This window comes from Parahoeflea alexandrii (assembly GCF_027214025.1).
GTDB lineage: Bacteria > Pseudomonadota > Alphaproteobacteria > Rhizobiales > Rhizobiaceae > Hoeflea > Hoeflea alexandrii_A.
In genome coordinates, this window is sequence record NZ_JAPWHB010000004.1 from 137,337 (window position 1) to 162,341 (window position 25,005).

General features: G+C 64.5%; 27 protein-coding genes. 9 read left to right on the top strand and 18 right to left on the bottom strand.

Annotated features, from left to right (window positions below):
* On the bottom strand, nucleotides 1-1,014 hold the full coding sequence (locus O4H62_RS14205) for an ArsR/SmtB family transcription factor (RefSeq protein ID WP_269388805.1): 1,014 nt from the start codon (nucleotides 1,012-1,014) through the stop codon (nucleotides 1-3).
* Nucleotides 1,015-1,170: 156 nt separating this feature from the next.
* The gene (locus O4H62_RS14210; RefSeq protein ID WP_269388806.1) at nucleotides 1,171-1,797 is read right to left on the bottom strand and encodes an MOSC domain-containing protein; all 627 of its coding nucleotides are present in this window, start codon (nucleotides 1,795-1,797) and stop codon (nucleotides 1,171-1,173) included.
* 225 nt (nucleotides 1,798-2,022) lie between these two features.
* On the opposite strand from O4H62_RS14210, the gene O4H62_RS14215 reads away from it, so the two are divergent.
* Nucleotides 2,023-2,445, top strand: a complete 423-nt coding sequence (locus O4H62_RS14215) for a hypothetical protein (protein WP_269388807.1) — start codon at nucleotides 2,023-2,025, stop codon at nucleotides 2,443-2,445.
* Nucleotides 2,446-2,450: 5 nt separating this feature from the next.
* Here the strand turns inward: O4H62_RS14215 and O4H62_RS14220 are convergent, their stop codons facing one another.
* The 4 genes from O4H62_RS14220 to O4H62_RS14235 form a co-directional block, all read right to left on the bottom strand.
* On the bottom strand, nucleotides 2,451-3,131 hold the full coding sequence (locus O4H62_RS14220; RefSeq protein WP_269388809.1) for an SDR family oxidoreductase: 681 nt from the start codon (nucleotides 3,129-3,131) through the stop codon (nucleotides 2,451-2,453).
* A gap of 105 nt (nucleotides 3,132-3,236) precedes the next feature.
* A complete protein-coding gene (ettA, locus tag O4H62_RS14225) occupies nucleotides 3,237-4,886 on the bottom strand; it encodes an energy-dependent translational throttle protein EttA (protein ID WP_269388811.1) in 1,650 nt (549 codons plus the stop codon).
* A gap of 133 nt (nucleotides 4,887-5,019) precedes the next feature.
* The gene (locus O4H62_RS14230) at nucleotides 5,020-6,708 is read right to left on the bottom strand and encodes a pentapeptide repeat-containing protein (protein ID WP_269388813.1); all 1,689 of its coding nucleotides are present in this window, start codon (nucleotides 6,706-6,708) and stop codon (nucleotides 5,020-5,022) included.
* A 117-nt stretch (nucleotides 6,709-6,825) separates the two neighbouring features.
* Nucleotides 6,826-7,056: a hypothetical protein gene (locus O4H62_RS14235; protein ID WP_269388815.1), complete on the bottom strand. Its 231-nt coding sequence runs from the start codon at nucleotides 7,054-7,056 to the stop codon at nucleotides 6,826-6,828.
* Between the two features lie 135 nt (nucleotides 7,057-7,191).
* Between O4H62_RS14235 and O4H62_RS14240 the strand changes: the two genes are divergently transcribed.
* The 3 genes from O4H62_RS14240 (at nucleotide 7,192) to O4H62_RS14250 (ending at nucleotide 11,200) form a co-directional block, all read left to right on the top strand.
* The gene (locus tag O4H62_RS14240) at nucleotides 7,192-8,130 is read left to right on the top strand and encodes an alpha/beta fold hydrolase (protein ID WP_269388816.1); all 939 of its coding nucleotides are present in this window, start codon (nucleotides 7,192-7,194) and stop codon (nucleotides 8,128-8,130) included.
* Nucleotides 8,131-8,315: 185 nt separating this feature from the next.
* Complete coding sequence (locus O4H62_RS14245; protein WP_269388817.1) at nucleotides 8,316-9,539, top strand: CaiB/BaiF CoA transferase family protein; 1,224 nt, start codon at nucleotides 8,316-8,318, stop codon at nucleotides 9,537-9,539.
* Nucleotides 9,536-11,200 carry a thiamine pyrophosphate-binding protein gene (locus O4H62_RS14250; RefSeq protein WP_269388818.1) on the top strand — a complete coding sequence of 555 codons (1,665 nt, stop codon included), beginning with the start codon at nucleotides 9,536-9,538 and terminating at the stop codon, nucleotides 11,198-11,200. Before O4H62_RS14245 ends, O4H62_RS14250 begins: the two co-directional genes overlap by 4 nt.
* 3 nt (nucleotides 11,201-11,203) lie before the next feature.
* Here the strand turns inward: O4H62_RS14250 and O4H62_RS14255 are convergent, their stop codons facing one another.
* Nucleotides 11,204-12,121 carry a LysR family transcriptional regulator gene (locus O4H62_RS14255; RefSeq protein WP_269388819.1) on the bottom strand — a complete coding sequence of 306 codons (918 nt, stop codon included), beginning with the start codon at nucleotides 12,119-12,121 and terminating at the stop codon, nucleotides 11,204-11,206.
* 125 nt (nucleotides 12,122-12,246) lie between these two features.
* Between O4H62_RS14255 and O4H62_RS14260 the strand changes: the two genes are divergently transcribed.
* Genes O4H62_RS14260 through O4H62_RS14270 form a run of 3 tightly spaced genes read left to right on the top strand, consistent with a single transcriptional unit; the run spans nucleotide 12,247 to nucleotide 13,967 of the window.
* Nucleotides 12,247-12,798 carry a carboxymuconolactone decarboxylase family protein gene (locus O4H62_RS14260; protein ID WP_269388820.1) on the top strand — a complete coding sequence of 184 codons (552 nt, stop codon included), beginning with the start codon at nucleotides 12,247-12,249 and terminating at the stop codon, nucleotides 12,796-12,798.
* 56 nt (nucleotides 12,799-12,854) lie between these two features.
* A complete protein-coding gene (locus tag O4H62_RS14265) occupies nucleotides 12,855-13,334 on the top strand; it encodes a nuclear transport factor 2 family protein (protein ID WP_269388821.1) in 480 nt (159 codons plus the stop codon).
* 18 nt (nucleotides 13,335-13,352) lie between these two features.
* Nucleotides 13,353-13,967, top strand: coding sequence for a pyridoxamine 5'-phosphate oxidase family protein (locus O4H62_RS14270; RefSeq protein ID WP_269388822.1), 615 nt, complete (start codon nucleotides 13,353-13,355; stop codon nucleotides 13,965-13,967).
* 260 nt (nucleotides 13,968-14,227) lie between these two features.
* Here O4H62_RS14270 and O4H62_RS14275 read toward each other — a convergent pair whose 3' ends face one another.
* The 3 genes from O4H62_RS14275 to O4H62_RS14285 all read right to left on the bottom strand — a co-directional run bounded on the left by O4H62_RS14275 (nucleotide 14,228) and on the right by O4H62_RS14285 (nucleotide 15,743).
* Nucleotides 14,228-14,953: an LssY C-terminal domain-containing protein gene (locus tag O4H62_RS14275; RefSeq protein WP_269388823.1), complete on the bottom strand. Its 726-nt coding sequence runs from the start codon at nucleotides 14,951-14,953 to the stop codon at nucleotides 14,228-14,230.
* Between the two features lie 100 nt (nucleotides 14,954-15,053).
* A complete protein-coding gene (locus O4H62_RS14280) occupies nucleotides 15,054-15,392 on the bottom strand; it encodes a TIGR01244 family sulfur transferase (RefSeq protein ID WP_269388824.1) in 339 nt (112 codons plus the stop codon).
* 120 nt (nucleotides 15,393-15,512) lie between these two features.
* A complete protein-coding gene (locus tag O4H62_RS14285) occupies nucleotides 15,513-15,743 on the bottom strand; it encodes a (2Fe-2S)-binding protein (protein WP_269388825.1) in 231 nt (76 codons plus the stop codon).
* Between the two features lie 181 nt (nucleotides 15,744-15,924).
* Here O4H62_RS14285 and O4H62_RS14290 point away from each other — a divergent pair, with 181 nt between their 5' ends.
* Nucleotides 15,925-17,598, top strand: a complete 1,674-nt coding sequence (locus O4H62_RS14290; RefSeq protein ID WP_269388826.1) for an ABC transporter permease — start codon at nucleotides 15,925-15,927, stop codon at nucleotides 17,596-17,598.
* Nucleotides 17,599-17,720: 122 nt separating this feature from the next.
* On the opposite strand, the gene O4H62_RS14295 is transcribed toward O4H62_RS14290, so the two are convergent.
* The 3 genes from O4H62_RS14295 to O4H62_RS14305 form a co-directional block, all read right to left on the bottom strand.
* Entirely contained in the window at nucleotides 17,721-18,179 is a 459-nt protein-coding gene (locus tag O4H62_RS14295) for a DsrE family protein (RefSeq protein WP_269388827.1), read from the bottom strand.
* Between the two features lie 112 nt (nucleotides 18,180-18,291).
* Complete coding sequence (locus tag O4H62_RS14300) at nucleotides 18,292-18,639, bottom strand: hypothetical protein (RefSeq protein WP_269388828.1); 348 nt, start codon at nucleotides 18,637-18,639, stop codon at nucleotides 18,292-18,294.
* Between the two features lie 191 nt (nucleotides 18,640-18,830).
* A complete protein-coding gene (locus O4H62_RS14305) occupies nucleotides 18,831-19,481 on the bottom strand; it encodes a pyridoxamine 5'-phosphate oxidase family protein (RefSeq protein ID WP_269388829.1) in 651 nt (216 codons plus the stop codon).
* Between the two features lie 195 nt (nucleotides 19,482-19,676).
* On the opposite strand from O4H62_RS14305, the gene O4H62_RS14310 reads away from it, so the two are divergent.
* Nucleotides 19,677-20,708, top strand: a complete 1,032-nt coding sequence (locus tag O4H62_RS14310; protein WP_269388830.1) for an AI-2E family transporter — start codon at nucleotides 19,677-19,679, stop codon at nucleotides 20,706-20,708.
* A 25-nt stretch (nucleotides 20,709-20,733) separates the two neighbouring features.
* Here O4H62_RS14310 and O4H62_RS14315 read toward each other — a convergent pair whose 3' ends face one another.
* The 5 genes from O4H62_RS14315 to O4H62_RS14335 form a co-directional block, all read right to left on the bottom strand.
* Nucleotides 20,734-21,186, bottom strand: a complete 453-nt coding sequence (locus tag O4H62_RS14315) for a MarR family winged helix-turn-helix transcriptional regulator (protein ID WP_269388831.1) — start codon at nucleotides 21,184-21,186, stop codon at nucleotides 20,734-20,736.
* Nucleotides 21,183-22,343 carry an Acg family FMN-binding oxidoreductase gene (locus O4H62_RS14320; protein WP_269388832.1) on the bottom strand — a complete coding sequence of 387 codons (1,161 nt, stop codon included), beginning with the start codon at nucleotides 22,341-22,343 and terminating at the stop codon, nucleotides 21,183-21,185. Before O4H62_RS14320 ends, O4H62_RS14315 begins: the two co-directional genes overlap by 4 nt.
* 143 nt (nucleotides 22,344-22,486) lie before the next feature.
* Nucleotides 22,487-23,305, bottom strand: coding sequence for a sugar phosphate isomerase/epimerase family protein (locus O4H62_RS14325; RefSeq protein ID WP_269388833.1), 819 nt, complete (start codon nucleotides 23,303-23,305; stop codon nucleotides 22,487-22,489).
* Between the two features lie 11 nt (nucleotides 23,306-23,316).
* On the bottom strand, nucleotides 23,317-24,135 hold the full coding sequence (locus O4H62_RS14330; protein ID WP_269388834.1) for a carbohydrate ABC transporter permease: 819 nt from the start codon (nucleotides 24,133-24,135) through the stop codon (nucleotides 23,317-23,319).
* Complete coding sequence (locus O4H62_RS14335; protein ID WP_269388835.1) at nucleotides 24,132-25,004, bottom strand: carbohydrate ABC transporter permease; 873 nt, start codon at nucleotides 25,002-25,004, stop codon at nucleotides 24,132-24,134. The genes O4H62_RS14330 and O4H62_RS14335 overlap by 4 nt, the downstream gene beginning before the upstream one ends.
* Between the last annotated feature and the right edge of the window lies 1 nt (nucleotide 25,005).

A 25,005-nucleotide genomic window follows, 5' to 3' on the forward strand; every position in this document is an offset into this window, starting at 1 on the left:
TCAGGCGGTCCCTGTGCTGGAAGGAGGTGTATCGGTGGCAATCAGCAGCCGCGGGTCACGGGCAAGCCAGATGGTGACTGTCAGTGCGCGGGTATCGCTGCTGTCAGGCGGGAGATCGACGATCTTCTCGACGCTCAGGCCCGACTGCTCGAGCCAGTCGGCCACCTGGCTCTGGCTGAAGCCAAGCCGGGCATGCGCATGCTCGAGACGCAGTTCCTCATGGTCGTGGCTGGCGAAATCGATCACCACGATGCGCCCGCCCGGCCTGAGCATGCGCGCAGCCTCGGTGATCGCCGGCAGCGGATCGTGCAGGAAATGCAGGACCTGGTGAATGGTCACCACATCGAAACTCTCGCGTTCGAGCGGCAGGTTGAAGATGTCGCCCTGCCGCACCGAGGCATGGGTGATGCCCGCCTCGTCGAGCTGCGCGCGGGCAATCGCCAGCATGCTGCGGCTCGAATCGATGCCAATGGCACGGCGATAACGGTCGGCCAGCAGTTCCAGCATCCGCCCGGTGCCGGTGCCCAGATCCAGCAGCCCGTCAAACGGGGTCCGCCCGATCAGCTTGAGGATTTCCGCCTCGACCTTTTCATCCGACACATGCAGGCTTCGCAAATCGTTCCAGCTTTCCGCGTTGGCGGAGAAATAGGCCTCGGCGCGGCTCGCCCGCGCCTGCTTGACCGTCGCCAGGCGCTCGGCGTCGCGCGCCAGGTGCGCATCCGACGACGACGTCGCATTGAGCGCCTGCTGCATCAGCTTGGCGCGCACCCCGTCGCGGGTCAGCCGGAAATAGGCCCAGGCCCCTTCCTGGTAGCGCTCGACCAGACCGGCCTCGCCCAGAAGCTTGAGGTGCCGCGAGATCCGCGGTTGCGACTGGCTCAGCACGTCCGTCATCTCGCTGACCGTCAGGTCGCCATGGCTCAAGAGCGCGATCAGGCGCAGCCGCGTCGGTTCGCCTGCGGCCTTGAGAACCTCGACGCATTCCTCGAGAGTGAGCGGGGACAGAGACAGCATTGAAAACCTCGAAAACGATATAAAGATATGTTTATGTCATTTTCGAAGTCTTGACAAGCGCTATGTCGCGCCCGCCAAACTTTATGTCGCAGCGGTTTCGCAAGTCATCCGAAGGAATGCGCGGTCAGAGCCCCGGGTTTCGGCAACGGGCGTCAATCAGCCCGCGGGATAGATCCACTGTTCCCAGACATGCGCCGTCACGGCTTCGCCGCTTGCAATCACCCCGGGCTTTTCCACCCAGGCGACAACGCCGCGGCGGCGCTTGGCGGCCTTGACGAAGCTCAGCGCCAGCGAGGTCTCGTCCATCTCGGGAAAGTTCTTCGCGATCGACGCCCCGGCGATGCGGCACGGCCCGTTGTCGCCGTCGACCCTGAGCGTCACCCCGCCCTCGAAGAACAATTGCGTGCGCGGCGGCAGCATCGACAGCAGCGGAATGCCCGCAATCACCAGATTGGCACCGATCCAGCCGGGCTCGATCCGGTCGATGCCCATCTGCGCCGCCGCCACGGCCAGTTCGTCGGCGGCCACGACCGATATCTGCCGCTCGTTGCGGATTTCGGTGCCGCGCGGATACCACGGTTCGCGGCCGCCCGACTTGCGGGTCGGCCCGGCATGGTAATCCCCCTCCACCCCGTCGAAACCCAGTGCCAGCGAGGCAACCTCCTCGGTCGGGAAATCCCCGCCAAGTGCTGCCAGCAACTGGGACACCCTGCCCTTGATCCGCCGCGCCGGGAGGATTTCGGGCAGCTCGGGGGCAACGTCGGGAAACATCGGCAGGGTCATCGCTCGCTCCGGAAATGGCTGAACAGTCACCGAGCCATAGCGAATGCAGCTCTGATGAACCAATCAAAAAGCGTGAACACTTGTGACCGCGCGCCGCGGGCGGCATCGGCCCTCGGGGCGCAAGGGCGAACAACCCTGGCACGCGAGCCCAATTCACCTTGCAGCAAGAACGTGCTAGGATGAAGCGGCGGGGAGCTGACAGTCACGATATCACGGAGATCATCGATGATGCTTGCCCACCACCTTTCAAGACCGCTGTGCCTGGCCCTTGCGCTTGCCATGCCGCTACCGGCAGCCGCGCTTGCCGCCGACCTGTCCTGCAACGGCCTGCTGGAAACCGGCCAGACCCTGATCTGTTCCGGCTTCGAGCCCAATTGGGCGCTGGAACTTTCCTGCGACGGCGGCATGAGCGCGAATTTCATCGACGCCTTTTCCGGCGACAGCATCCAGACCACGCCGGGCAGCGTCAGCTTCGCCTCGGAAAACCCCTGGCAGCTTGAAACCAGTCATCCGGTCAGGGGCACCATCGCCTACACGCCGGGCGGCTGCACCGACGAAAGCGACGCCGTACGCGATTTCACTTTCACGCCGACCGCCGCACCCGGCCTGTCAGAGCCGTTCTACCCGTTCTGCTGCCGGATCAAATAGCGCTGTCACCACTCGAGCGCCGAGCCGTCCCAGTTGTAGAACTTTCCGGTGCCTTCGAGCGTCAGCCCCTCGGCAATCTTGAGAATGCCGCCGGCGCTGGTCGCCGGGTCGATATCGGCCGCAGCCCCGCCCATGTCGGTCTGGACCCAGCCCGGATGCAGGTTCGCCACGGCAATGCCCATCGGCGCGAGATCGGTGGCAAGCCCCTGCATCACCTTGTTGACCGCCGCCTTCGATGCCCGGTAGGCGATCCGGTCGGACTTGGCATGCGAAAGGCTGCCCATCCAGGAGGAAACCGTCAGGATACGCGGACGGGAGCTCAGCTTGAGATGCGGCAGGAAGGCCTGCGCCACCGCCAGCGGCGCCAGCGTGTTGACGGCAAGCGTCTCAGCAAACCCGTCGAAATCCATGTCCAGCGTCGATTGCCGCGCCGGCCCGATGATGCCGGCATTGTTGATCAGGATGTCGATCGGCGCGTCGATTGCCTCCGCCGCCGTCCGCACAGCTGCATGGTCGGTGACATCGAACTGGAGGTCATGGAAATTCGGATGATGGCAGATATGCGCGTCCGGATCGGTCACCGGCGCCCGCGCCGAGCCATAGACGGTCCAGCCCTTCGCCAGCGCCTGATTGGCCATCTCCAGCCCGATGCCGCGGTTAGTGCCGGTGATGAGGATGGTGGTCATGGGAGGAGACTCGCAGGTAGGGGACAGTTCACTTTTCTTGGGACTTCGGAGCAGAATGAACCACCAGAAGTGGAAAAGTAAACTGTCCCCGAACTCTCCCCCTCTTTACCGCTTCAGCGGCTTGTACGTCACCCGCTTCGGATTGACCGAGTCAGCACCAAGCCGGCGGATCTTGTCCTGCTCGTAATCCTCGAAGTTGCCTTCGAACCATTCGACGTGGCTGTCGCCCTCGAATGCCAGGATGTGGGTGGCGAGCCGGTCGAGGAACATGCGGTCATGCGAAATGATGACGGCGCAGCCGGCGAAGTTTTCCAGCGCCTCTTCCAGCGCGCCCAGCGTCTCGGTGTCCAGATCGTTGGTCGGTTCGTCGAGCAGCAGCACGTTGCCGCCGGATTTCAGCAGCTTGGCCAAATGCACCCGGTTGCGCTGGCCGCCCGAAAGCGTGCCCACCTTCTGCTGCTGGTCGCCGCCCTTGAAGTTGAAGGTCGAGCAATAGGCGCGGGAATTCATCTCATGCTTGCCGAGCTTGATGATATCGTTGCCGCCGGAAATCTCTTCCCAGACGCTCTTGTTCGGGTCGAGCGAATCGCGGCTCTGGTCGACATAGGACAGCTGCACCGTCTCGCCGATGGTAATCGAGCCGGAATCGGGCTTCTCCTGCCCGGTGATCATCCTGAACAGCGTGGTCTTGCCGGCGCCGTTCGGGCCGATCACGCCGACGATGCCGCCGGGCGGCAGCTTGAAGGTCAGGTCGTCGATCAGCAGCCGGTCGCCATAGGCCTTCGAGATGCCTTCGGCGTCGATCACCTGGTTGCCGAGCCGCTCGCCGGTCGGGATGATGATCTGCGCCTCGCCCGGACGCCGGTCGTTTGCCGCCTTGACCAGTTCGTCATAGGCGCGGATACGCGCCTTCGACTTGGCCTGCCGGGCTTTCGGCGACGAGGCGATCCATTCCTGTTCGCGGGAAAGCGATTTCTGCCGGGCGGCTTCCTCGCGGCCCTCCTGCTTCATCCGCTTGGCCTTGGCGTCGAGATAGGCGGTGTAGTTGCCCTCGTAGGGAATGCCGCGGCCGCGGTCGAGCTCGAGGATCCAGCCCGTGACATTGTCGAGGAAGTAGCGGTCATGGGTGATCATGATCACGGCGCCGGGATATTCGCGCAAGTGCTTCTCGAGCCAGGCGATGCTTTCCGCGTCAAGATGGTTGGTCGGCTCGTCGAGCAGGATCAGGTCCGGCTGCCTGAGCAGCAGCGCGCAGAGCGCCACGCGGCGCTTTTCACCGCCCGACAGCGAATCGACGGCGGCCTCGCCCGGCGGGCAGCGCAGCGCTTCCATCGCCATTTCCACCTGGCTGTCGAGGTCCCACAGGTTCTGCGCGTCGATGATGTCCTGGAGCTTCGCGCCTTCGTCGGCGGTCTCGTCGGAATAGTTCATCATCAGTTCGTTATAGCGGTCGAGGATCGCCTGCTTGTCGGCCACGCCCTGCATGACATTGCCGAGCACGTTCAGGCTCTCGTCGAGCTGCGGCTCCTGCGGCAGGTAGCCCAGCGTCGCGCCCTCGGCGAGCCACGCCTCGCCGGTGAACTCGCTGTCGAGCCCGGCCATGATTTTCAGAACCGTCGACTTACCCGCGCCATTGGGACCGAGAATACCGATCTTGGCGTCCGGGTAGAACGACAGGTGAATGTTTTCGAGGATCTTCTTGGCGCCATAGGACTTGTTGAGCCCTGCCATGTGATAGATGAACTGCCGTGCCACGATGCGCTCCAGACATGATTTGGATGATTGCCCGCTGTCTAGTCGAATTGGGCGAGAAGGGCAATGATGCCCCGCATGACTTCCCTGACAGGACTTCGCAGGGAGGTCTATCGGAGCAGGAATACCCGAAATGTCACTCGGACGCTGCGGCCACCCGGTTGATGCGCCAGGTCTGTACGCCGGCATAGGCAGCCTCGGGCACGTGGTTGGTCATCTCGATATAGCCCGGATGATCGGCCATTTCCCCCGCGGCAATCGGCGTGAGTTTCCAGCGCTCTGCGACGAATGTGCCCACGGCGGCGGTGGCCTTGAGCCTTTCGAGAAACGTCTGGTCGAAGACGATCGCATCCTCCAGATCCATCGACAAAAGGCTCGCGTCGTCAAATATGCTGTCGATGATCATGGCGTTGCGGAAGCTCGCCCCGCCGATCGAAGCCCCGGTGAAGTCCGCCATCGCAACCACGGCATTGTCGAATACCGGCGCAATGGCGTTGACGCGGGCAAAGCCGGTGCGGTGGATGACGCTGTTGCGGAAGGAAATGCCGGCCATGCTTGTGGGCAGGTAGTCGAAATCCCCGGCCGAGAACTGCCCGGTCACCTCGCTTGCCGGCAGCGACGAGAATTCGGTTCCGCGCACCACCGCATTCTCGATCCGCGCGTGATCGAGTTGTGCTGCACCGAAGCGGCAATCCACCATCCGGGTCCAGGAAAAATCGGCGAATGCGAGCCGCGCATGCCGCATCGACAGGCCGCCGGCAAGTTCACGCCGGAATTCGGCGAAGGAGAAGTCGGCGCCAAGTGCCGTCAGCGCCTCGGTGTCGAGAATGGAGTTGGCGGTCAGCATGGTCAGCAGATCGCCGCGTTCCGGGCTCACGGAGCGGTCGACCAGCCGCTCGGTCTCGGGCCGGGGCTCCGTCTCCAGCACGCTCCTGTCGGCCACCGCGTCCGAACGCCGGGCAAGCGCGGTGCGGATCAGGCCGTTGGCATCACGTGGATTGGCATTGGCGGGCGCCAGGTAGCGGTAGGGACGGGCCACCAGGCTCGCCGCGACGATGCGCCCTCGGGTGGAACTTGTCAGTTCCGCCAGGCCGAAATCGTCGATATCGCCGCCATTGTCCAGAAACGCCTGCCGCTCGGCGCCGATCAGAGCGCCGATCTCCACCACTTCCGGCCCGATCTGGGCGCTGCGTTCGGCTTCCGCCAGCTGGATCTGGGTATCGATCAGGCTGTTCTGGAAATCGATCCGCTGGTTCTGCTCGACCAGCAGCACCGACTGGGCGCGGAGCAGCTTGTTCTGCTCGAACAGGAGCGCTGAACCGGCAAGCGCCGCCATCGCCGCGATCAGCCCGGTGATCGAGGCCACCAGCCAGCGCCGCGTGGTGATCCAGGCATAACGCGCGAGCGCGATCTCGGCGAAGTTTCTTGCCGCTTCCGTGGCTTCATCGACCCGCTGGCCCGCCGCGTGACGGGCGACGTCTGCCAGCGGTCCGGCAAACCGGGTCACCTCGATCTCGCCGCGCCGGAAGAACCAGCGCCAGAGCGGCTGCCGGAAGACGAAGATCAGCGAGAGCACCACGAGAACGAAAAGCAATGCGCCAAGCACGATGCCCAGCACCACGGAGCCGTGATCGGAAAGGAAGCCCGGCATGAAGATCGCAACCGGAACTCCGGAGGCGACACCGAGCAGAAAAACCAGCGCGCCCCAGCCGGTCCGCACGCCGCGTTGCGCCGCCGGACGGGGGGCTTCCGCCGCCGAAAGGCTTTCATCGTCGCCGAGGGCCATGTCAAGATCGCCGGCATCCATGGGATCTTCGTTGGACACACCACCCCCCCGGTTTCGCCCCGGTTCCCGTTCCGGGCCGCCGGTTCCACACCCCTAATCCGGGAACATTAGCCAATGCGGAGGAGACATCAAGGGCGTCAACGCCGGGTCTGGCCCTCAGGACGCAAAACTGACGGTCACGCCCTTCTTGCGGAAATAGGACTGCATGATCTTGCGGCCCTGCCGGTTGGGCTGCGCCAGCCGGGAAGGCTCGAACACGGCTTCCTTGACGCCCTCGCGCGCCATGGCGGCCTTCAACGCAGCGATGTGGACGTCGATCTCTTCGTTGTCGTTGTTGATCGACGCATAAATGTTGTCGATGGCTTGATTGAGGGTCAGATCGCTCACGTGTCGGCACTCCTTGGCTCGTTGCCCCTCAACTAGCGATTTTTGCGGCAAGAGCAAGCCGCAGCCTCCCTGTGCCTTGCACGTCCGGTCATCATCCCCTCTTGATTTTCCCGCCCCGGCCATGACCAATGGGCAATGAGCGATTTTTCTGCCTTTCCCCACCAGAGCCCCACCGGCGCCACGCTTGCCGTCCGCCACATGCCGGCAACCGGAACGCCCCGCGCCGTGGTGCAGATCAACCATGGCCTCGCCGAACACGCCGCCCGCTACCAGCGCTTCGCCCGGTTTTTGGCCGGACGCGGCTATCACGTCTACGCCCACGACCATCGCGGCCACGGCGCCACCCGCGCCCCCGATTCGATCCCCGGCGCCTTTGCCTCCAGGGACGGCGCGTCGAAGGTGATCGCCGATGTCGCCGCCATCCATGCGCTGATTGCCGAGCGCCATCCGGGCCTGCCGGTCGTCACCTTCGGTCACTCGATGGGCGGGCTGATCGCACTCAATTTTGCAGAGGCGCACCCCGCGGCCAGCGCCGCGCTCGCGGTCTGGAATTCCAATTTCAACGCCGGCCTCGCCGGCCGCGCAGGTCAGTTCATGCTCAGGCTGGAAGCCTTCTTCAAGGGCTCGGACACGCCCAGCGCCATCCTGCCCAAGCTCACCTTCCAGGCCTGGGCCAATGCCATGTCCGACCGCCGCACCGCTTTCGACTGGCTGTCGCACGATCCAGTCGAGGTCGATCTCTATGTCATCGATCCGCTCAGCGGCTGGGACGCGACGGTGAGCATGTGGCAGGATGTGTTCAGGCTGATCTACGCCGGCGCGGACGCACAAAACCTGGCGAAGCTGCCGAAAACCCTGCCGGTCCACCTGATCGGCGGCGCCGAGGATCCCGCCACCGACAACGGCAAGGCCGTCGCCTGGCTGGCTGAGCAAATACAGAAGGCCGGACTGGCCAATGTGACCACTGAGATCCTGCCGCGCACCCGGCACGAGACGCTCAACGAGGTCAATCGCGACCAGTCGATGCTGGCCTTCGCGACCTGGCTCGAGAAGGTGCTGCCCGCCACCGCTTGACCACCCGTAACCGGCCATAGCATTTCCGCCGGCACAGGCACATTCGCGGACGTGACAGGCTCTGCACAAACCTGCTAACAGACAGTCGCGAACCGGAGGACCGATCATTCATTCCGCTCTTTTCAAACGCGCCGCTCTCACCCTGTTTCCGCCCCTGACCGCACCGGCAGCCGCGAGGAAATCCCATGTCTGAGACCCCGGAAACCAGGCCATCCGAGGCAAACACCGGACCGCTTGCCGGAATCCGCGTCATAGAGCTTGCGCGCATCCTGGCCGGTCCCTGGGCCGGGCAGCTGCTTGCCGATCTCGGCGCCGACGTCATCAAGATCGAGCATCCCGAGGGCGGCGACGACACCCGGCGCTGGGGCCCGCCCTTTGTCGAGGGCGCTGACGGCGAGAATCTGTCGGCCGCCTATTATCACTCGACCAACCGAGGCAAGCGCTCGATCACGCTCGACATCGCCAGTCCGGAAGGGGCTCAAACCGCCCGCGATCTGATCGCCACCGCAGACGTGGTGCTCGAGAACTTCAAGGTTGGCGGCCTGAAGAAATACGGCCTCGACTACGAAAGTCTGAAAGCCGCCAATCCGAAGCTCGTCTATTGCTCGATCACCGGCTTCGGCCAGACCGGGCCCTACGCGCCGCGCGCCGGCTATGATTTTATCATCCAGGCCATGACCGGCATGATGTCGATCACCGGCGAACCCGGCCGCGAGCCGCAGAAGGCCGGCGTCGCCATCTCCGACATATTCACCGGGCTCTATTCGGTCATCGCCATCCAGGCGGCGCTGCGCCACGCCGAAAGGACCGGCCAGGGGCAGATGATCGACATGGCGCTGTTCGACACCCAGGCCGGCATCCTCGGCAACCAGAACCTCAACTACCTGGTGTCCGGCGTCGCCCCGGTGCAGATGGGCAACGCCCATATGAACATCGCGCCCTACGAGGTGTTCCCGGTTTCGGACGGCCACGTCATCATCGCCGTCGGCAATGACGGCCAGTTCCAGCGCTTCTGCAAGCTCCTGGGAGCGGCGAAACTCGGCGCCGATCCCGAGTTCCAGACCAACCCGTCGCGCGTCGCGAACCGCGTGCGTCTGCGCGCCGAGATCATCGCCGAGATGAGCATGTGGACCAAGGCCGACATCCTCGCTGCCTGCGAGGCCAATGCCGTACCTGCCGGACCGATCAACAATATTGCCGAGATGTTCGACGATCCGCAGGCGATCGCCCGGGGCCTGAGGATGGACCTGCAAGACCAGGCCGGAACCGACATCCCCTCGGTGCGCGCGCCGATCCTTCTGCCCGCCTCGCCGCTGCATTACGACCGGCCAAGCCCACGCCTGGGCGAGCACACCGATGAGGTGCTGGCCGAACTCAAGACCATCAAATCCAAAGGACCACGCACATGAAAACCGGCGGCCAGCTGATTGTCGATTCACTCAAGGCCAATGGCGTCGAGCGCCTGTTCTGCGTGCCGGGCGAAAGCTATCTCGCCGTTCTCGACGCGCTGGTCGATTCCGGCGTCGGCGTCACCGTCTGCCGCCAGGAAGGCGGAGCGGCGATGATGGCCGATGCCTGGGGACGGCTCACCGGCAAGCCCGGCATCTGCTTCGTCACCCGCGGCCCCGGCGCCACCAACGCCACCGCCGGCCTGCACATCGCGCGGCAGGATTCGATCCCGATGATCCTGTTCATCGGCCAAGTCCAGCGCGACGCCCGCGAACGCGAGGCCTTCCAGGAAGTCGAGTACCGCCGCGCCTTCACCGAATTCGCCAAATGGGTGGCCGAGATCGATGATCCCGCCCGCATCCCCGAATTCGTCAACCGCGCCTTTTCCGTCGCCATGTCCGGCCGCCCCGGCCCGGTGGTGCTGGCGCTGCCCGAGGACGTGCTGCGCGAGGTGGTGGAAAACCCGCCGGCCGAGATCCTTCCCAATCCGGTGCCTGCCACCCGTCCGGGCGACATTGAGATGAAGGAGCTTGCCGAACGCCTCTCGCGTGCCGAGCGTCCGGTGATGATCCTCGGCGGCACCCGCTGGACCGAAACCACCGTCCGTCAGGTCGAGCGCTTCGCCGAGCGCGCGCAGATCCCCGTCGGCTGCTCGTTCCGCCGCCAGATGCTGTTCGACCACACCCACCCCTGCTACGCCGGCGATGTTGGCATCGGCATCAATCCGGCACTCGCCGAGGCAATCAAGGCGTCCGACCTGGTCATGCTGGTTGGCGGCCGCTTCTCGGAAATGCCCTCCTCCGGCTACACGCTGCTCGACATCCCCTGCCCGAAGCAGCCGCTGGTCCACGTCCATGCCGATGCCGGCGAACTCGGCCGGGTCTACCGTCCGACGCTGGCGATCAACGCCGATCCGGCCTCCTTCGCAGATGCCCTGTCGTCACTGGACGTCGACCCCATGCCCGGCCGCGCCGGCATGGTGGCGCAGATGCATGCGGCCTATCTCGACTGGTCGACGCCGCCCGAAACCGGCCCCGGCGACGTCCAGATGGGCCCGATCATCGACTGGCTCCGGGACGAGCTGCCCGAGGACGCGATCCTGACCAACGGCGCCGGCAACTACGCCACCTGGGTCCACCGCTATGTCCGCTTCAGGAAATTCGCGACCCAGGCCGCGCCCGCCTCGGGTTCGATGGGCTACGGCGTGCCCGCAGCAGTTGGCGCCCAGCAGGCCTTCCCCGACCGCCTCGTCGTGGCCTTTGCCGGCGACGGCTGCTTCATGATGCACGGCCAGGAATTCGCCACCGCGATCCAGCACAAGCTCCCGATCATCGTCATCGTCGTCAACAACTCGATGTACGGCACCATCCGCATGCACCAGGAGCGCGACTATCCCGGCCGCGTCAGCGCCACGGAGCTCACCAACCCGGACTTCGCGGCCCTTGCCCGCGCCTATGGCGGCCACGGCGAGACGGTGGAGAAGACCGCCGACTTCGCCCATGCCTTCAAGCGCGCGCGGGCCTCCGGCAAGGCTTCGATCATCGAGATCAAGCTCGACCAGCAGGCGATCACCCCGACACGGACGCTGGCCCAGATCTCGGGCACCGGTGTGAAGAAATAGGACCTATCCTGCCCGCTCCCCAGCAAGGGTCCGGAAGTCCCAGTTCTGCGTGGCGTGCGCCTGCTCGATGAAGGCGCGCACCTTGAGCGAAAGCAGGCGCGAACTCGGATAGACGAGCTGCACCGGGTAGGGTTCGGGCTCGTGGTCGGCCATGACCAGCGAGAGCCGGCCGTCATTGAGATGATCGGCGACCTGGTAGCTCAGCGCCATGGTCAGGCCACCGCCCTGCGCCGCGTGCCAGATCGCGGCATCGGCGCTGTTGGTCGCATAGCTCGGATTCACCGAGATCCCTTGGGGCGTTCCGTCAACCCAGAACCGCCAGTGATCGGCGGCACCAAGCGCCGTGAACGAGATCAGGCGGTGCTGTCTGAGATCGCCGATGGTCCGCGGCACGCCCTGTTTGGCAAGATAGTCCGGCGACGCCACCAGCACCCGGCGCACGGCCCCGACCTTGCGGGCGATGTCGCTTGAATCGGCGAGGTTGCCGATGCGGATGGCAATGTCGATCCCGTCCTCGACAAGATTGACATTGCGGTCGGAGAGCATCAGCTCGGCGCTCACCTTCGGATGACGTGTCATGAATTCGCAGACCAATGGCGCGACATGCAGTCGCCCGAAGACCTGCGGCGCGGTGACCACCAGCCGGCCCATCGGTTCGCCGCGCTCGCTTTCGGCCATCTGCTCGGCATCCTCGAGATCGGCCATGATGCGGCGGCCGCGCTCGAGGAACCTCATCCCCGCGTCGGTGAGACTGACTGCGCGGGTGGTCCGGTTCAAAAGCCGCACGCCCAGCCGCTCCTCGAGCGCCGCCACGTGGCGCGTGATCGCCGAGGTCGACATGCCCAGCTTCCGGGCGGCGGGCGCGAAGCCTTTCAGCTCGGAGACTGCGATGAAGGCGCCGATGGCGTCAAATCGATCCATTGCTATTATCCCGATAAACGCAATTGTATATGGAAAATATAGTACATTCTATAATTCTTAGAAACAATCATATTGCCTCCTGTGAAGCGCGGCACGTGCCGTGCACCAGACAGGAGATCAAACCAATGTCCCGTATCCCCACGCCCGCAACGATCGCCGCCGCCCCCGCAGCCGCACAGCCGCTGCTCGAGGCCGTCAAGAAGCAGCTCGGCTCAGCCCCGAACCTCTTCCGCATCACCGCCAACAGCCCCGCCGCGCTCGAGGGCTATCTCAGCCTCAACGGCGCCCTCGCCAAGGGCGCGCTTGACGCAGCCACCCGCGAGCGGATCGCCCTTGCCGTGGCCCAGGTCAACGGCTGCCGCTACTGCCTCGCCGCCCACACCTATCTGGGCAAGAACATCGCCAAGCTCGCCGATGCCGAGATTGCCGCAAACCGCAATGGCCATTCGGGCGACCCCAAGGCGGATGCCGCTGTAAGCTTCGCACGGAAGGTTACGCTCGACCGTGGCGCGATCACCGATGCCGATTTCGCCCAAGTGCGCAGCGCCGGCTATTCCGATGCCGAGATAGTCGAGATCGTCGCCCACGTCGCGCTCAACACGCTCACCAACTACATCAACGAGGTGTTCGGGACGGAAGTCGATTTCCCGGCAGTGCCGGTCAGCCAGGCCGCCTGAAACCTGAAACCCGGGGCGTCAGCGATGGCGCCCCCTTCACCTTGAAGGACACGATCATGTCGACACCGGAAACTGCCCGCCCGCCTTTGCCGCCATTCACGACTCAAACCGCCGCCGAGAAGGCCCGTCTCGCCGAGGACGCCTGGAACAGCCGAGATCCGGAGCGCGTCTCGCTCGCCTACACGCCTGACAGCCAGTGGCGCAACCGCGCCGAATTCCTGACCGGACGCCCCGCAATCGTCGAATTCCTGACCCGGAAATGGGCGCGCGAACTCGAATACCGGCTGATCAAGGAAGTCTGGGCCTTCCACGAGATCCGCATCGCCGTCCGCTTTGCCTATGAATGGTGCGATGACAGCGGCCAGTGGTACCGGAGCTTCGGCAACGAGAACTGGGAGTTCGATGCCCGGGGCCTGATGCGGCTGCGCATCGCCTCGATCAACGATCTTCCGATCAGCGAGGACGAGCGCCTGTTCGACTGGCCCATGGGACGCCGCCCGGATGAACATCCCGGCCTGAGCGAGCTCGGCCTGTAAGGAAAATGTGAGGACACCATGAAGCCCGGCCAGACCTCTTCCAGCGACATCGCCTTCACTCCGACCGTCAAGGCCATCCAGGACAGGAAGGGCTCGCGCTCCACCTATGCCGGGATGGAACAGCGTGGCGGCTGGCGCACGGTGATCGATCCGGAGCTCGCAGCCTTCGTCGAGCACACACGGAGCTTCTTCCTCGCCACCGCCAATTCGGAGGGCCAGCCCTACGTCCAGCATCGCGGCGGCCCTCCGGGATTTCTCCGCGTGCTCGACCGTCACACGCTGGGCTTCGCCGATTTCAAGGGCAACCGGCAGTTCATCACCGAGGGCAATCTCGAGGACAACCCGAAAGCCTTCATCTTCCTCATCGACTATGCGCTGCAACGGCGCATCAAGATCTGGGGCACGGCGAAAATGGTCGGGGCAACACCGGAGCTCCTGTCCCGCCTGATGCCTGAAGGCTACCGGGCGCGGCCCGAACAGATCGCGCTGTTTAAGGTCGAGGCCTGGGATGTTAATTGCCCGCAGCACATTCCGCAACGCTTCGAAGCCGACGATGTCGCCCGCGTGCTGGCCCAGCGCGATGCCCGCATTGCCGAACTCGAAGCGCTCCTCGCGGCCAGGGACGAAACCTGACCGGACAACCCGGCCTCGAAGCCCACAATCCCGCTTTCGGTCCGGCGCGACGGTGGCGGCCCGGGCCGGGGCCCTCGAAGGTCTGCTTCACCCGCGTCAGGGTGGCCGGATCGGGATGAAAGGGCGGTTTGGTCAGATCATCGGGGGACATGGCGGTTTCTTGCTGGTGCAGCGGTTGCCCGGCAATATGAACCAAGGACGGCGCTCCGGTCGAGGCCGCGGCCCCCTCGCCCGCCGTCACGCCTGCGGCTGAAGAACGGTCACGACACGTTGCCCAGCACCCCGACCCAAAGGTCGCCATCGGTCACCCAGGCGTCGTCGCCGCCGTTGCGGCCGCTGAGCACCTTGTGAAATCCCGGCATCATGTAGCTGTCCGTCAGGCGCCCGGCCCCGGTCAGGTCGGCGCGCAGATTGTCGCGTTCGAGATCCACCTCAGCCGCGATGTGGTGCGTCAGCTGCCCGGTCTCGTGGCTGAACCCGATTCCCCGGTCAAACGAGGCCGCGCCAATCCATCCCGGCGCCGCTTGTCCGGGTGTCGCCGCAAGCCGCCAGAACCGCACATGGTGCCGCTTGTCCGGATCCGGACCCTCGGGCTTCTCGAACGCCAGGTCCTCGCTGCGCCCGAACAGGAACAGCCGGCTCACCGGAGCCGTCGTATAGGGACGTTCCAGAACGATGTCGGCAGCGATTTCCAGGCGGCTTTTCACCCCCAGGGGATCCGCCGCAAGCCAGCCTGCCGCCGTCATGGCGGCCTTCACCGCCGCCTCGTCGCCAATCAGCGCCACATTGAGCGGGTCGCCGGGACGATGGTCCGAGGTCTCGGTCAGCCGCGGTTCGCTGTCGGTGACCAACGTTTTCCGGTCAAACATGACATCCCAGACCAGCGGCGCAGCGACATAGGCAAACCCCGCATAAGCCAGGGTAACGATGGTCAGGACGATGACCGTGCGCCGGACCCGGCCGGCTCTGTTTCTGCTGGCTGGCACGGATCGGTCATCCTCGCCGGAAAGTGAAACCTGGACAGCTTTGATGCAGCAAGCCCGGATCCTTGTCCACCGGAGCCAGGCCCCGCGACAGCGGCTGCGCTCAGTTGCGCAGATGCGCCGTGTGCTGGAAGATCGCCGTCGAACGCGCGCCGGAGCGGCAGTAGCCGAGCATTGGCTGCGGCATTTCCTCGATAGCGTCGACCATCGCCCGCACCGCCTCCGCGGTCACGCCCATCGGCCCGACCGGGATCTGGCGGACTTCCATCCCCATCTGTTCGGCCGCCTGCTTGATGATGGCAAACGCCGGCTGGTCCGGCGCTTCGCCATCGGGACGGTGGCAGACGATCGACTTGAAGCCGGCGGCCTTGATGGCGGCCAGGTCCTCGACGGAAATCTGACCTGAAACGGAATAGGTTGGGGTAACTGGGCGAAGATCCATGACGTCAACTGCCTTTGAAGTGCGGCGGGCGCCTGCTGCCACGCCAGAGTTCGGTTGGTTCGATTGACTTAAGCAATGGCCGCCGACGCGTCAATGCGGCGCCGATGCCGCAGCCTCTTCTCACCACGCCTGTTCGGCACCGTTTCTCACCCTTGCGGTGACCTCGCCGATGATCTCCACCACGTCAGGAAAGCAGCCGCAGCAGCGGCCGCGGATCCGCATCGAATGGTAGACTTTCGACGGCACAATCAGTTGCCAGGGCTCTTCGGCGAGCAGCTTTTCGACCGCAGCCTCGATCTCGCCTTTCGACACAAGGTTGCACTGGCAGACAATCATCGACGTTCTCGACACTCGCGCGCCGCCGCCAGCCGGGGCTGTCAGTTGACGCTAAAACCTGTATGAATTACTCCACAATCTTTGACCGAGCCGCCGTCCGCTGTCAAACACCGGATGGTCGGGGCGGCGACATGGCAAACCGCTTTGACTTGCGCCATGCCCGGCGCGAGACCAGATGCAAAGGAAGACCCCGCCCGTGGGCGAACGCGCACTCAAGACCGCAGCCTGGATCGTCTCCCTGCTTTGCCTCGCGCCGATTGTCGCGGTGGCGTTTGCGGCGGTCTCCGGCACGCTTGATACCTGGAACAGCCTGATGGCGACGGTGCTGCCGCGCTATGCCTGGACCACGGTCGAGCTGGTGGTGCTGGTGGGTCTCGGTACCGCGATCGTCGGCACCGCCACCGCCTGGCTGGTCACCACCTGCTCGTTCCCCTTCCGCCGCACCTTCGAGATCGTGCTGGCGCTGCCGCTCGCCTTCCCGGCCTATGTGCTGGCCTATGCCTATACCGACCTGCTCGATCATCCCGGCGCGGTGCAGACGGCGTTGCGCGCCATCACCGGATGGGGACCGCAGGACTACTGGTTCCCCGAGGTCCGTTCGCTCGGCGGCGCCGCCGCGATGCTGATCTTCGTGCTCTACCCTTACGTCTACCTGCTCGCCCGCGCCGCCTTCCTCAAGCAGTCACCGACCGCCTATTTCGCCGCCCGCACGCTCGGGCACACGCCCTGGTCCGCCTTCTGGCGCGTCAGCCTGCCGATGGCCCGTCCCGCCATTGCCGGCGGCGTCATCCTGGCGCTGATGGAGACCATCGCCGATTTCGGCACGGTGGCGCATTTCGGCGTGCAGACCTTCGCCACCGGCATCTACTCGGCCTGGTTCTCGATGGGCGACCGCATGGCCGCCTCGCAGCTGGCGCTCTGTCTGCTGGTCGTGGCGCTGACCTTCGCCCTGCTCGAGCGCGCCCAGCGCGGCGCGGCAAAGCGCTTTCCCGCCGGCTCGCGGATTGAAACCATGGAGCGGCATCACCTGACGGGTTGGAAGGCCGTGGCCGCCTTCGCCGCCTGCATGCTGCCGGTCGCCATCGGATTTGCCATTCCGCTCGTTGTCCTCACCGACATGGCGATCGGTGCCGGCAAGTCGCCATTCTCGCCGCGCTATCTCGGCTATGTGCAGAACTCGCTGACGCTGGCCTCGATCACAGCTTTGGTCACCGTCACAGCCGCCATCGTCATCGGCTTCTGCGCCCGCATCGCGCCGAGCCTTGCCGCGCGCTTTTCTGCCGCCGCCGCGGGCATCGGCTATGCCGTGCCGGGCGGCGTCATCGCGGTCGGGCTGCTGGTTCCGTTCGCGGCGTTGGACAACGCCGTTGACGCCTGGGCCCGGGCCAATTTCGGCATCTCCACCGGCCTGTTCTTCACCGGCTCGATCGGGCTTCTGGTGGTGGCCTACATGGTCCGCTTCATCGCAGCCGCCCTTGGCGCGTTTGACACCGGCATCTCGGCGATCAAGCCCAACATCGACGCCGCCGCCCGCACCCTTGGCCGGACATCGGGCCGCATGCTGATCGAGATCCACCTGCCGCTGCTGCGCCCGAGCCTTCTGACCGCGCTGCTGATCGTCTTCGTCGATGTGATGAAGGAGCTGCCGGCGACGCTGATCATGCGGCCGTTCAATTTCGACACGCTCGCCGTCCAGGCCTACCGGCTGGCCTCCGACGAGCGGCTGCAGCAGGCGGCCCTGCCCTCGCTGATGATCGTCGGCTTCGGCCTGCTTCCGGTGGTGCTGCTCTGCCACACCATCGGCAAGTCAGGCCGTCAGCAAAACAGGGTCATCCGCCCGAAAGTGGATGCGCTGCTGCCAAACGCCTGAGGGGCTTTGGCTGGCTCCCCGTTCGCAAGATCACCATTGTCTCGCCTCTTGTGACAAGCCGCAGGAAGATCGTCGGGCAGGCCTTTGTGCAGGGACGCTGGCCCGCCCGTTCCGGTCAGTCCTTACCAGGACAACGTCTTCATCGCCGGATCGAAGAGATATCCTTCGACGACCGGCCAGCTGCCCATTTCAACGCCATCGATATAGTCATCGACGGTCAATCCGGCTGCAGCCGAGCAGGCCTGGCACATGAGCACGGTGCCGCCATCCTTCATGAAGGCCGTCAGCATGTCCTGGATCGACATGTTCTGCTCGCGCATCAGTCCGTGCACATGCGACGGGCGCTTCTTGTCGGCCAGGTACACGCCACGGACATTCAACCAGATGACGACCGGCTTGTGGCCGTTCTTCAGCGCCTTCTGATGGGCAAACATGATTGCCTTGCCGGCGGCCCACGTGTCATCCGTGGTGAGATTGACGAACAGGCCTGGCTTGGCGTCCTGAGCCTGGGCAGCCGCCGCGGGGACGAGGATTGCCAGCACCAGAGCAATGGTGGCGAGGGTGTTTTTGAAGAAATTCATGGATCAGTCTTTCCGAATTGCTGGAATTGTCGTGAAATCGCGCAGGCGCCTTTCCCGGCACCCACGGCTTATGTCTGATGAGATGCCCGGCCATAAGCCGCGCACTCACGGGTCATGCAGCAATCGAAGGCGGAGCGCGCGTCGGCGGCAACAGATCTGCCTTCCTGGCAAGCAGCGGGTCGGCTTGCTCCGGAAGCAGCGGTTGCGAAATGCCGATGGGGGCAGCCCGGTCGAAATGATCCGGCGCGGGAAGCACCACCGAACTGGCAAGACGGCAGAAATCACAGGCGTCCTGGTGGGCCCTTTGGCCACCATCGCCGTCATTGTCGCCAGTCAGGCAAAGAACCGGAAGCGTGCCGTCCGGCAACACATACCCGGCAAGATCGGCATCCTGGGAAGCTGCAAGGTCCACCGGCTTGTGAGCAAACCCGGCCATGATCAGCGCGAATAGGCCAATCATGCCGACTGTCAGCTGCCATGCGGGAAATCTGGACCTGGACATAAACCCTCCGCGCTCAACCTCGCAGATCAGTTTTCCATTGCAAAGGTGCGGGATTGTCGCACGGTCGGCAAACGGCCTCTTCATGGTTCCAGCCCCCGAAACCAGACGTGCTCACCCCAGGCGCCTGAAACAAAGAGCGGTCTGGCCCCCTAGTACAGCGACTTCCGGTAGTCTTCCTCCAGCCCCTCGTCGAGCTTGCGCATTTCCTCGGCATCGTCGGGCGCGCCGGTGGTCTGGTCGAGGATGATCTTGACCAGCGACGGCATGTCGGCGCGATCCTGGAGATGCTCCGGGTCCCAGAGATGCGAACGGCGGAACGCCTTGGCGCAGTGCATGAAGGCCTCCGTCACCCTGACCACGATGGCGAGTTTGGGCGCGCGCCCCTCCACGCTCATGCTCTCAAGCAGCTCCGGATCGTTGACCAGCGTCGCCCGGCCGTTGACCCGCAGCGTGTCGTCATAGCCCGGAACGATGAACAGCAGCCCGACGCTCGGGTTGGCGACGATGTTGCTCAGGCTGTCGAGACGGTTGTTGCCGGGACGGTCCGGGATCGCCAGCGTGTGCTCGTCAAGAATTTTCACGAAGCCCACATGGTCGCCGCGCGGGCTGACATCGGCGCGCCCGTCGAGATCCTGCGTGCCCAGGCACAGGAACGGCGAGCGGCTGATAAAATCACGCGCATGCCTGTCGAGCGAGCCCAGCATCTTCTGGACGGCCAGGTCGTGGGTGGCGTGGAACAGGCCCCGAAGCGACTGTTCGTCGGTGATCGCGAACGCCGGATTGATCTCGTATTTGCTCATCGTCCCGCCCCTTCCAACACTGGCCATGACATGCCGGGCCGCAGCGCGCCGGCCTGGTGGAAGTGTTAGCGCCTTGCGGGGACGAGGTCCATCGCGACGAGGGTTGGCGAAGGGTCACGCACGAATTGACACATCGTGGCAGAAGGATAGGTAAAGGGAAGCCGATCACTCGAAACCGGGAGAAGAAAAAGCGGAATGCGGAACACGACCTACGCACTTGCGCTCACCCTGATGATCGGCTGGCTGATCTGGATCGGAAAGCCCGTGCTGATTCCGGTGCTCTCCGCCGCGATTTCCGTCTACGTGCTTTCGACCGCGGCTGAGAGCATGCAGAGCCTGCCGGTCGTCGGGCGCCTGCCTGCCTGGGCAAGGCGGATCATCATCCTGATCGCCTTTGTCTGCGCGGTGGTGCTGCTGTTCATCCTGGTCATCAACAACATCGCACAGGTGGCGGCGATCCTGCCGCGATACGAAGACAATCTGCAGCTCCTGGCAACGCGCGCCGCCAGCCTCTGGGGCATCCAGGACCAGCCGACATGGGCGAACCTGCGCCGCGTCACGCTCGATCAGATGGACTTTCGCTCGTGGATCGCCCCGGCGCTGCTGTCGTTGCGCGGCTTCGGCGCCACGCTTTTCCTCGTCGTCCTTTATGCCAGCTTCTTCATGGCCGAACGCGGCCTGATGACACGCAAGGTGGTGATCGCGCTGGGCGGCGAGGAGGCGGGCGGCCGCGCGCTTTCGCTTCTCGCACGGATCAACGAACGGATCGGGCAGTATCTGTTCGTCAAGACAACCGTGAACCTTATTCTCGGGGCGGTCTCTTACGCCATCATGCTGGTTCTGGGGATCGAGTTCGCGCTGTTCTGGGCGGTGCTGATCGCGTTCCTCAACTACATCCCCTATATCGGCTCGCTGGTCGGCGTGCTGTTTCCGGTGCTGCTCAGCCTCGCCCAGTTCGGTACGCTCTGGATGGCCGGCGTGGTGCTTTTGTGCCTGTCGGCGGCGCAGATCTTCGTCGGCGCGGTTCTGGAGCCGCGGATGATGGGCCGCGCCTTCAACCTGAGCCCGCTCGTCGTGCTTCTGGCGCTGGCCTTCTGGAGCACGCTCTGGGGCCTGCCGGGCGCGCTGCTCGCCGTTCCGATGACCGCCAGCCTGGTTCTCGTCCTCGCGGAATTCGGCACCACCCGCCCAGTCGCCATACTGCTTTCGGCCAGCGGCAAGGTCTGACACGACGGCCGGAGGAGAGGCCCTGTCAGTTCCGCCTGTTGTCGAGCCAGGCGCGCACCGCTGAAAGCACCGGCGCCACGCCGGCAATCTCCGCCGGCGTAAAGTCCTGGAGCAGCTCCTGCAGCATTGGCGCCATCGCTCCTAAACAGTCACCGCGCATCGCCCGCCCCTTGTCGGTGATGTTGACACGCTTGGCGCGGCCATCTGTCGCGTCGGGAGTGATCACCACCAGCCCCTTTCCCTCAAGATGCTTCAGCGTGCCGGTCATGGCGCCCTTCGTCACCTGCATGGCGCGCGCGATCCGGTGCGGCGTCCAGCCGTCGCCGAGCCGGCAGAGATGGTTCAGCACCGAAAACTGCGCCAGCGTCATGCCCTCCGGCATCGCCTTTTCAAAGGCGTGGCCGGAAAGCTGGGCGATGATGCCGATCTCGTTGAAGAAACCGAAAACGGCTTCCATGTCTTTCGGATTTACGCTCATGCACTCCTGATCCGGGTCGTGAGCGGCCAGCGCGGCGCCGGCCTGATCCCGGGACCATAGCCCAGCCGCACGAACATTTGCAGCGTCTCATTGTCGCTGATCCGCAAGGCCGTGCGCATGTCCGCGTATTTGCCGGCCATCTCCTCATACTCCTGCAGCGCCTGGCTGAACGGCTGCAGCGCCAGCCCGGCTTCGGTGACGGCGAGATGCATGCGCACATAGTCGCGCCCGGCGGCAATCTGGTCGGCGCGGCTGTTGGCCGGCGTGGTCAGCCAGAGAAAACCCATCGCCGTGTCGAACTGGACCTTCTGCGCCTTCATTCCTTCGGTAAACACCATCGAACCCGGGTCGAGCATCGCCTGCCTGTCCATGAGCCCGAGCAGGTCGAGCCCCTCGTTCAGCGGCCCGACAAGGCTGATCCCGTCCGGATTGGCCTCGATCTCGGCCTTGCCGATGCGCATCAGGTCGACGCTCTCCTTCATCGTCCGGTAGGTGCGCAACTCGATCTCCATCGCCTCCCAGGAAAGCGCCCGAAGTGCCGCCACCTCTTCGGTGCCGGTCGCATGGTCGATGCGCGCAGTCCGCGCCGCAGCAGCGATCGGGTCGAGTGTCGCGGCAGCCACCGGCCGGGCGGTGTCATAGGCTTCGCGGTTGGTGTGGCGCGCGAACACCTGCGCAAACAGCGGATCGCGCTCGACAGTGCTGTCGGCAATGAGGCGGATGTGCGCCACCGGGCGCTCGTTAAGCAGTGGCTGCGGCTCGCCCTCGGGAAACAGCCTCACCTCGGCGCGGTAGCCGGTTTCCGCCGCCGCCATCGTCAGCAATTCGACGAAACAGCCAAGCCCGATCGTCAGTTGCCGGTCATAAGGATCGGTTTCGGGCAGCCGCCGCGTGGTGTCGAAATGAAGCGTGATCTCGCCGGGCGTCGAGAGATCGGCCAGCCAGGGCTGACGGTTGTGCGGATTGGGCGCCAGGATCGCATGCGACAGCGCAAAGATGCGCAGATCGCCGCTCGCGCCCGCATCCAGCGCTTTCGCTGTCTCCCACGGCTTGCGCGCACCAGCCGGATCGCGGCTCGTGGCCCAGCCGCCGATGCCACCCGCCGCCAGGATCACCCCGCCGCCGAGGATCGTCATGAATTTCCGTCTGCTGGTCATGTTGGGCTCCATATCATTTAGCGATAAACTATATAGTTTAGCACTAAACGATAAGTCAAGCCCCAGCCGACAGGCCCCCACGCGGTGACCGTCATCGCAGCCGGACACCTATGGCGAGGCAGCCGGGTTTTTCCAGAGTCGGTTTATTCTGCCGCAAGAAGGCCTTCGAGCCAGCGCACGGTGGCGGGAAGCCGTTCGACGTGATTGCGCACTTCCAGGATCAGCCGCGGCGTTTCCTCAAGCCCGGCGAGCGCGTCGAGCAGCGGCGTCCAGCTGATCCGCCCCTCGCCCGGATGCCAGTGGCGGTCGGCATAACCGTCGACATCCTGCAGGTGAACATGGCCGAGGTGACCGGCGGCAGCCGCAATGAAGTCGTTGACCGGCGGCGCCTGGTAGCGCCCATGCGCGAGATCCGCATGGCCGGTATCGATCGAGATCTTCAGGTTGGGGTGATCGATCTGGCGCACCAGCTCGACGCGTGTCGCAGGATCGGTATCGTCGATGTTTTCCAGCATCAGCGTACAGCCAGTATCCGCGGCGCGCTTCAGCACCGGCTCGAGGCAGTCGGCTGCTGCCGAAAACATCAGCCCCAGCACATCGGGGTAATTCCGGTGGTTGAGCAGGTGCCAGTAGGTAAACGGGCTGTGGATCACCATGTGCGTCGCCGACAGGCTTTCGGCGATCTCCAGCCCCTTGAGGAAACGCTCCTGGATGACCGCACGGATCGCCCGGTCGGGGTTGGACAGATCGAGCCCGAAGAACGGGCCGTGGATGCCGCGCGGCCCCCGGTGCGGCTCAAGCGCCTCTTTGTACTTGCCGATAAGCTCCGAGCAGTCACCGGCGATCACGTCGGGGAAGACGAAGTCCTGGATCTCGATCGGCCGGTCGGCATCGCAGATCCAGCCCTTGAGGGATTGATAGCTGTCGAATTTGACGGCGGCGCCAAAGGTCGAAAGGGTCATCGAAAATATCCTTATTTGATGCCGGCGCGCATGAAGCTTTGCACGAACTGGCGCTGGAAAAGCAGGAACCCCAGGAGAAGGGGCGCGGAGGTCATGAGGGTCGCGGCATTGATAACCGCCCATTCGGTGCCGCTGTCGGTGGTGGCGAAGATCGACAGACCCACGGTCAGCGGCCGGGTTTCGACCGAATTGGTGATGATCAGCGGCCAGAGGAAATTGTTCCAGTGGTGGCTCACCGACACCAGCCCGAAGGCGAGCATCGCCGGCTTGCCGAGCGGCACATAGACCCGCCACAACAGCCCGAGAAGCGAACAGCCCTCCACCCTTGCCGCCTCGTCGAGTTCCTTCGGGATGGTCATGAAGGTCTGCCGCAACAGGAAAATCGCAAACCCCGAGGCAAAATAGGGCAAGCCGATGGCGATGATGGTGTCAACCAGTCCCAATGCCCGCATGGTCTTGTAGTTCTCGACCAGCAGGATGTCGGGCATCACCAGGAGCTGCATCAGGATCAGCGTGAACAGGAACGTCTTGCCAGGAAATTCCAGCCGCGCAAAGGCGAAGGCCGCCAGCGTGCACAGCACCAGCTGCGCGCTCAGGATCATCGTCACCAGCAGGATGGTGTTGAGAAAGTAGCGCGCGAACGGCGCCTGCGACCATGCCGAAGCAAAATTGTCCAGGGTCAACGGCGCCATCAGTTCGAAACGAGCCTCGAAGGCGGGAGGATGAAACGCCGCCCAGACCGCATAGGCAAGCGGCGCGATCCAGATCAGCGCCAGCAGCGCGCCGCCGCCGCGGATCAGGACCCGGTCGAATGTGGTCTCGCCGATCATTTGTAGTGCACCCGTCTGTCGGCGAGGAAGAACTGGCCGATGCCCACCACCGACAGGATGGCGATCAGCACCACCGTCAGCGCCGCGGCGTAAGCCGTGTCCCAGAACCTGAACCCGGTCTCGAAGATGTAGTAGAGCAAGAGCATGGTCGCGCTGTCGGGCCCGCCCTTGGTCATGACGAAGACATGGTCGACCAGCCGGAAGGCGTTGATCACCGCGTTGACCGAGACGAACAGCGTCGTCGGCATGATCAGCGGCAGCGTCACCCGGCGGAAGAAGGTCCAGCGGCCGCACCCCTCGATCGCCGCCGCCTCGCGCAGCGACTGCGGGATCGTCTGCAGCGCGGCGAGGAAGAAGATCATGAAGAACCCGGCCTCCTTCCAGATCGTCACCGCGGCGACCGCATAGAGCGCGGTGTCGGGCTGGCCGACATAATTGGCAGATGGCAGTCCGAAATAGAGCCGGATCTGGTCGATCAGCCCGAAGCCCGGCGCATAGAAGAACAGCCAGATATTGGCGACCGCGATCAGCGGCAGCACGGTCGGCGTGAAGAACGCCATCCGCATCAGGCTGACGCCGCGGAACGAGCGGTGCACCAGAAGCGCCATGGCCAGCGACAGCGCGATCGAGGCCGGAATGGTGATCGCCGCATAGATTGCCGAATTGACCATCGCCTTCACGAAGATCGGATCCCCGAGCATCTTCTGGTAGTTGCCCAACCCGGTAAATGCCGCGGCGCGGCGTCCCTTGGCGGTGGTGAAGAAGCTGTCGATCAGGGTGGTGACGGCGGGCAGATGCGTGAATGCGATCAGGAACACGAACGCAGGCAGCAGCATCAGCCAGGCATATATCCAGTTGCGGCTGTTCATG

What these genes read in the sequence shown, in the direction of transcription:
- O4H62_RS14240 (WP_269388816.1), top strand. Translation starts at nt 7,192, where the DNA reads ATGAGCGATTTTTCTGCCTTTCCCCACCAGAGCCCCACCGGCGCCACG.
- O4H62_RS14270 (WP_269388822.1), top strand. Translation starts at nt 13,353, where the DNA reads ATGAAGCCCGGCCAGACCTCTTCCAGCGACATCGCCTTCACTCCGACC.
- O4H62_RS14205 (WP_269388805.1), bottom strand. Translation starts at nt 1,014, where the DNA reads ATGCTGTCTCTGTCCCCGCTCACTCTCGAGGAATGCGTCGAGGTTCTC.
- O4H62_RS14280 (WP_269388824.1), bottom strand. Translation starts at nt 15,392, where the DNA reads ATGGATCTTCGCCCAGTTACCCCAACCTATTCCGTTTCAGGTCAGATT.
- O4H62_RS14215 (WP_269388807.1), top strand. Translation starts at nt 2,023, where the DNA reads ATGATGCTTGCCCACCACCTTTCAAGACCGCTGTGCCTGGCCCTTGCG.
- O4H62_RS14315 (WP_269388831.1), bottom strand. Translation starts at nt 21,186, where the DNA reads ATGAGCGTAAATCCGAAAGACATGGAAGCCGTTTTCGGTTTCTTCAAC.
- O4H62_RS14305 (WP_269388829.1), bottom strand. Translation starts at nt 19,481, where the DNA reads ATGAGCAAATACGAGATCAATCCGGCGTTCGCGATCACCGACGAACAG.
- O4H62_RS14250 (WP_269388818.1), top strand. Translation starts at nt 9,536, where the DNA reads ATGAAAACCGGCGGCCAGCTGATTGTCGATTCACTCAAGGCCAATGGC.
- O4H62_RS14330 (WP_269388834.1), bottom strand. Translation starts at nt 24,135, where the DNA reads ATGATCGGCGAGACCACATTCGACCGGGTCCTGATCCGCGGCGGCGGC.
- O4H62_RS14245 (WP_269388817.1), top strand. Translation starts at nt 8,316, where the DNA reads ATGTCTGAGACCCCGGAAACCAGGCCATCCGAGGCAAACACCGGACCG.
- O4H62_RS14255 (WP_269388819.1), bottom strand. Translation starts at nt 12,121, where the DNA reads ATGGATCGATTTGACGCCATCGGCGCCTTCATCGCAGTCTCCGAGCTG.
- O4H62_RS14260 (WP_269388820.1), top strand. Translation starts at nt 12,247, where the DNA reads ATGTCCCGTATCCCCACGCCCGCAACGATCGCCGCCGCCCCCGCAGCC.
- O4H62_RS14265 (WP_269388821.1), top strand. Translation starts at nt 12,855, where the DNA reads ATGTCGACACCGGAAACTGCCCGCCCGCCTTTGCCGCCATTCACGACT.
- O4H62_RS14325 (WP_269388833.1), bottom strand. Translation starts at nt 23,305, where the DNA reads ATGACCCTTTCGACCTTTGGCGCCGCCGTCAAATTCGACAGCTATCAA.
- O4H62_RS14335 (WP_269388835.1), bottom strand. Translation starts at nt 25,004, where the DNA reads ATGAACAGCCGCAACTGGATATATGCCTGGCTGATGCTGCTGCCTGCG.
- O4H62_RS14295 (WP_269388827.1), bottom strand. Translation starts at nt 18,179, where the DNA reads ATGAATTTCTTCAAAAACACCCTCGCCACCATTGCTCTGGTGCTGGCA.
- O4H62_RS14300 (WP_269388828.1), bottom strand. Translation starts at nt 18,639, where the DNA reads ATGATTGGCCTATTCGCGCTGATCATGGCCGGGTTTGCTCACAAGCCG.
- O4H62_RS14210 (WP_269388806.1), bottom strand. Translation starts at nt 1,797, where the DNA reads ATGACCCTGCCGATGTTTCCCGACGTTGCCCCCGAGCTGCCCGAAATC.
- O4H62_RS14320 (WP_269388832.1), bottom strand. Translation starts at nt 22,343, where the DNA reads ATGACCAGCAGACGGAAATTCATGACGATCCTCGGCGGCGGGGTGATC.
- O4H62_RS14310 (WP_269388830.1), top strand. Translation starts at nt 19,677, where the DNA reads ATGCGGAACACGACCTACGCACTTGCGCTCACCCTGATGATCGGCTGG.
- O4H62_RS14220 (WP_269388809.1), bottom strand. Translation starts at nt 3,131, where the DNA reads ATGACCACCATCCTCATCACCGGCACTAACCGCGGCATCGGGCTGGAG.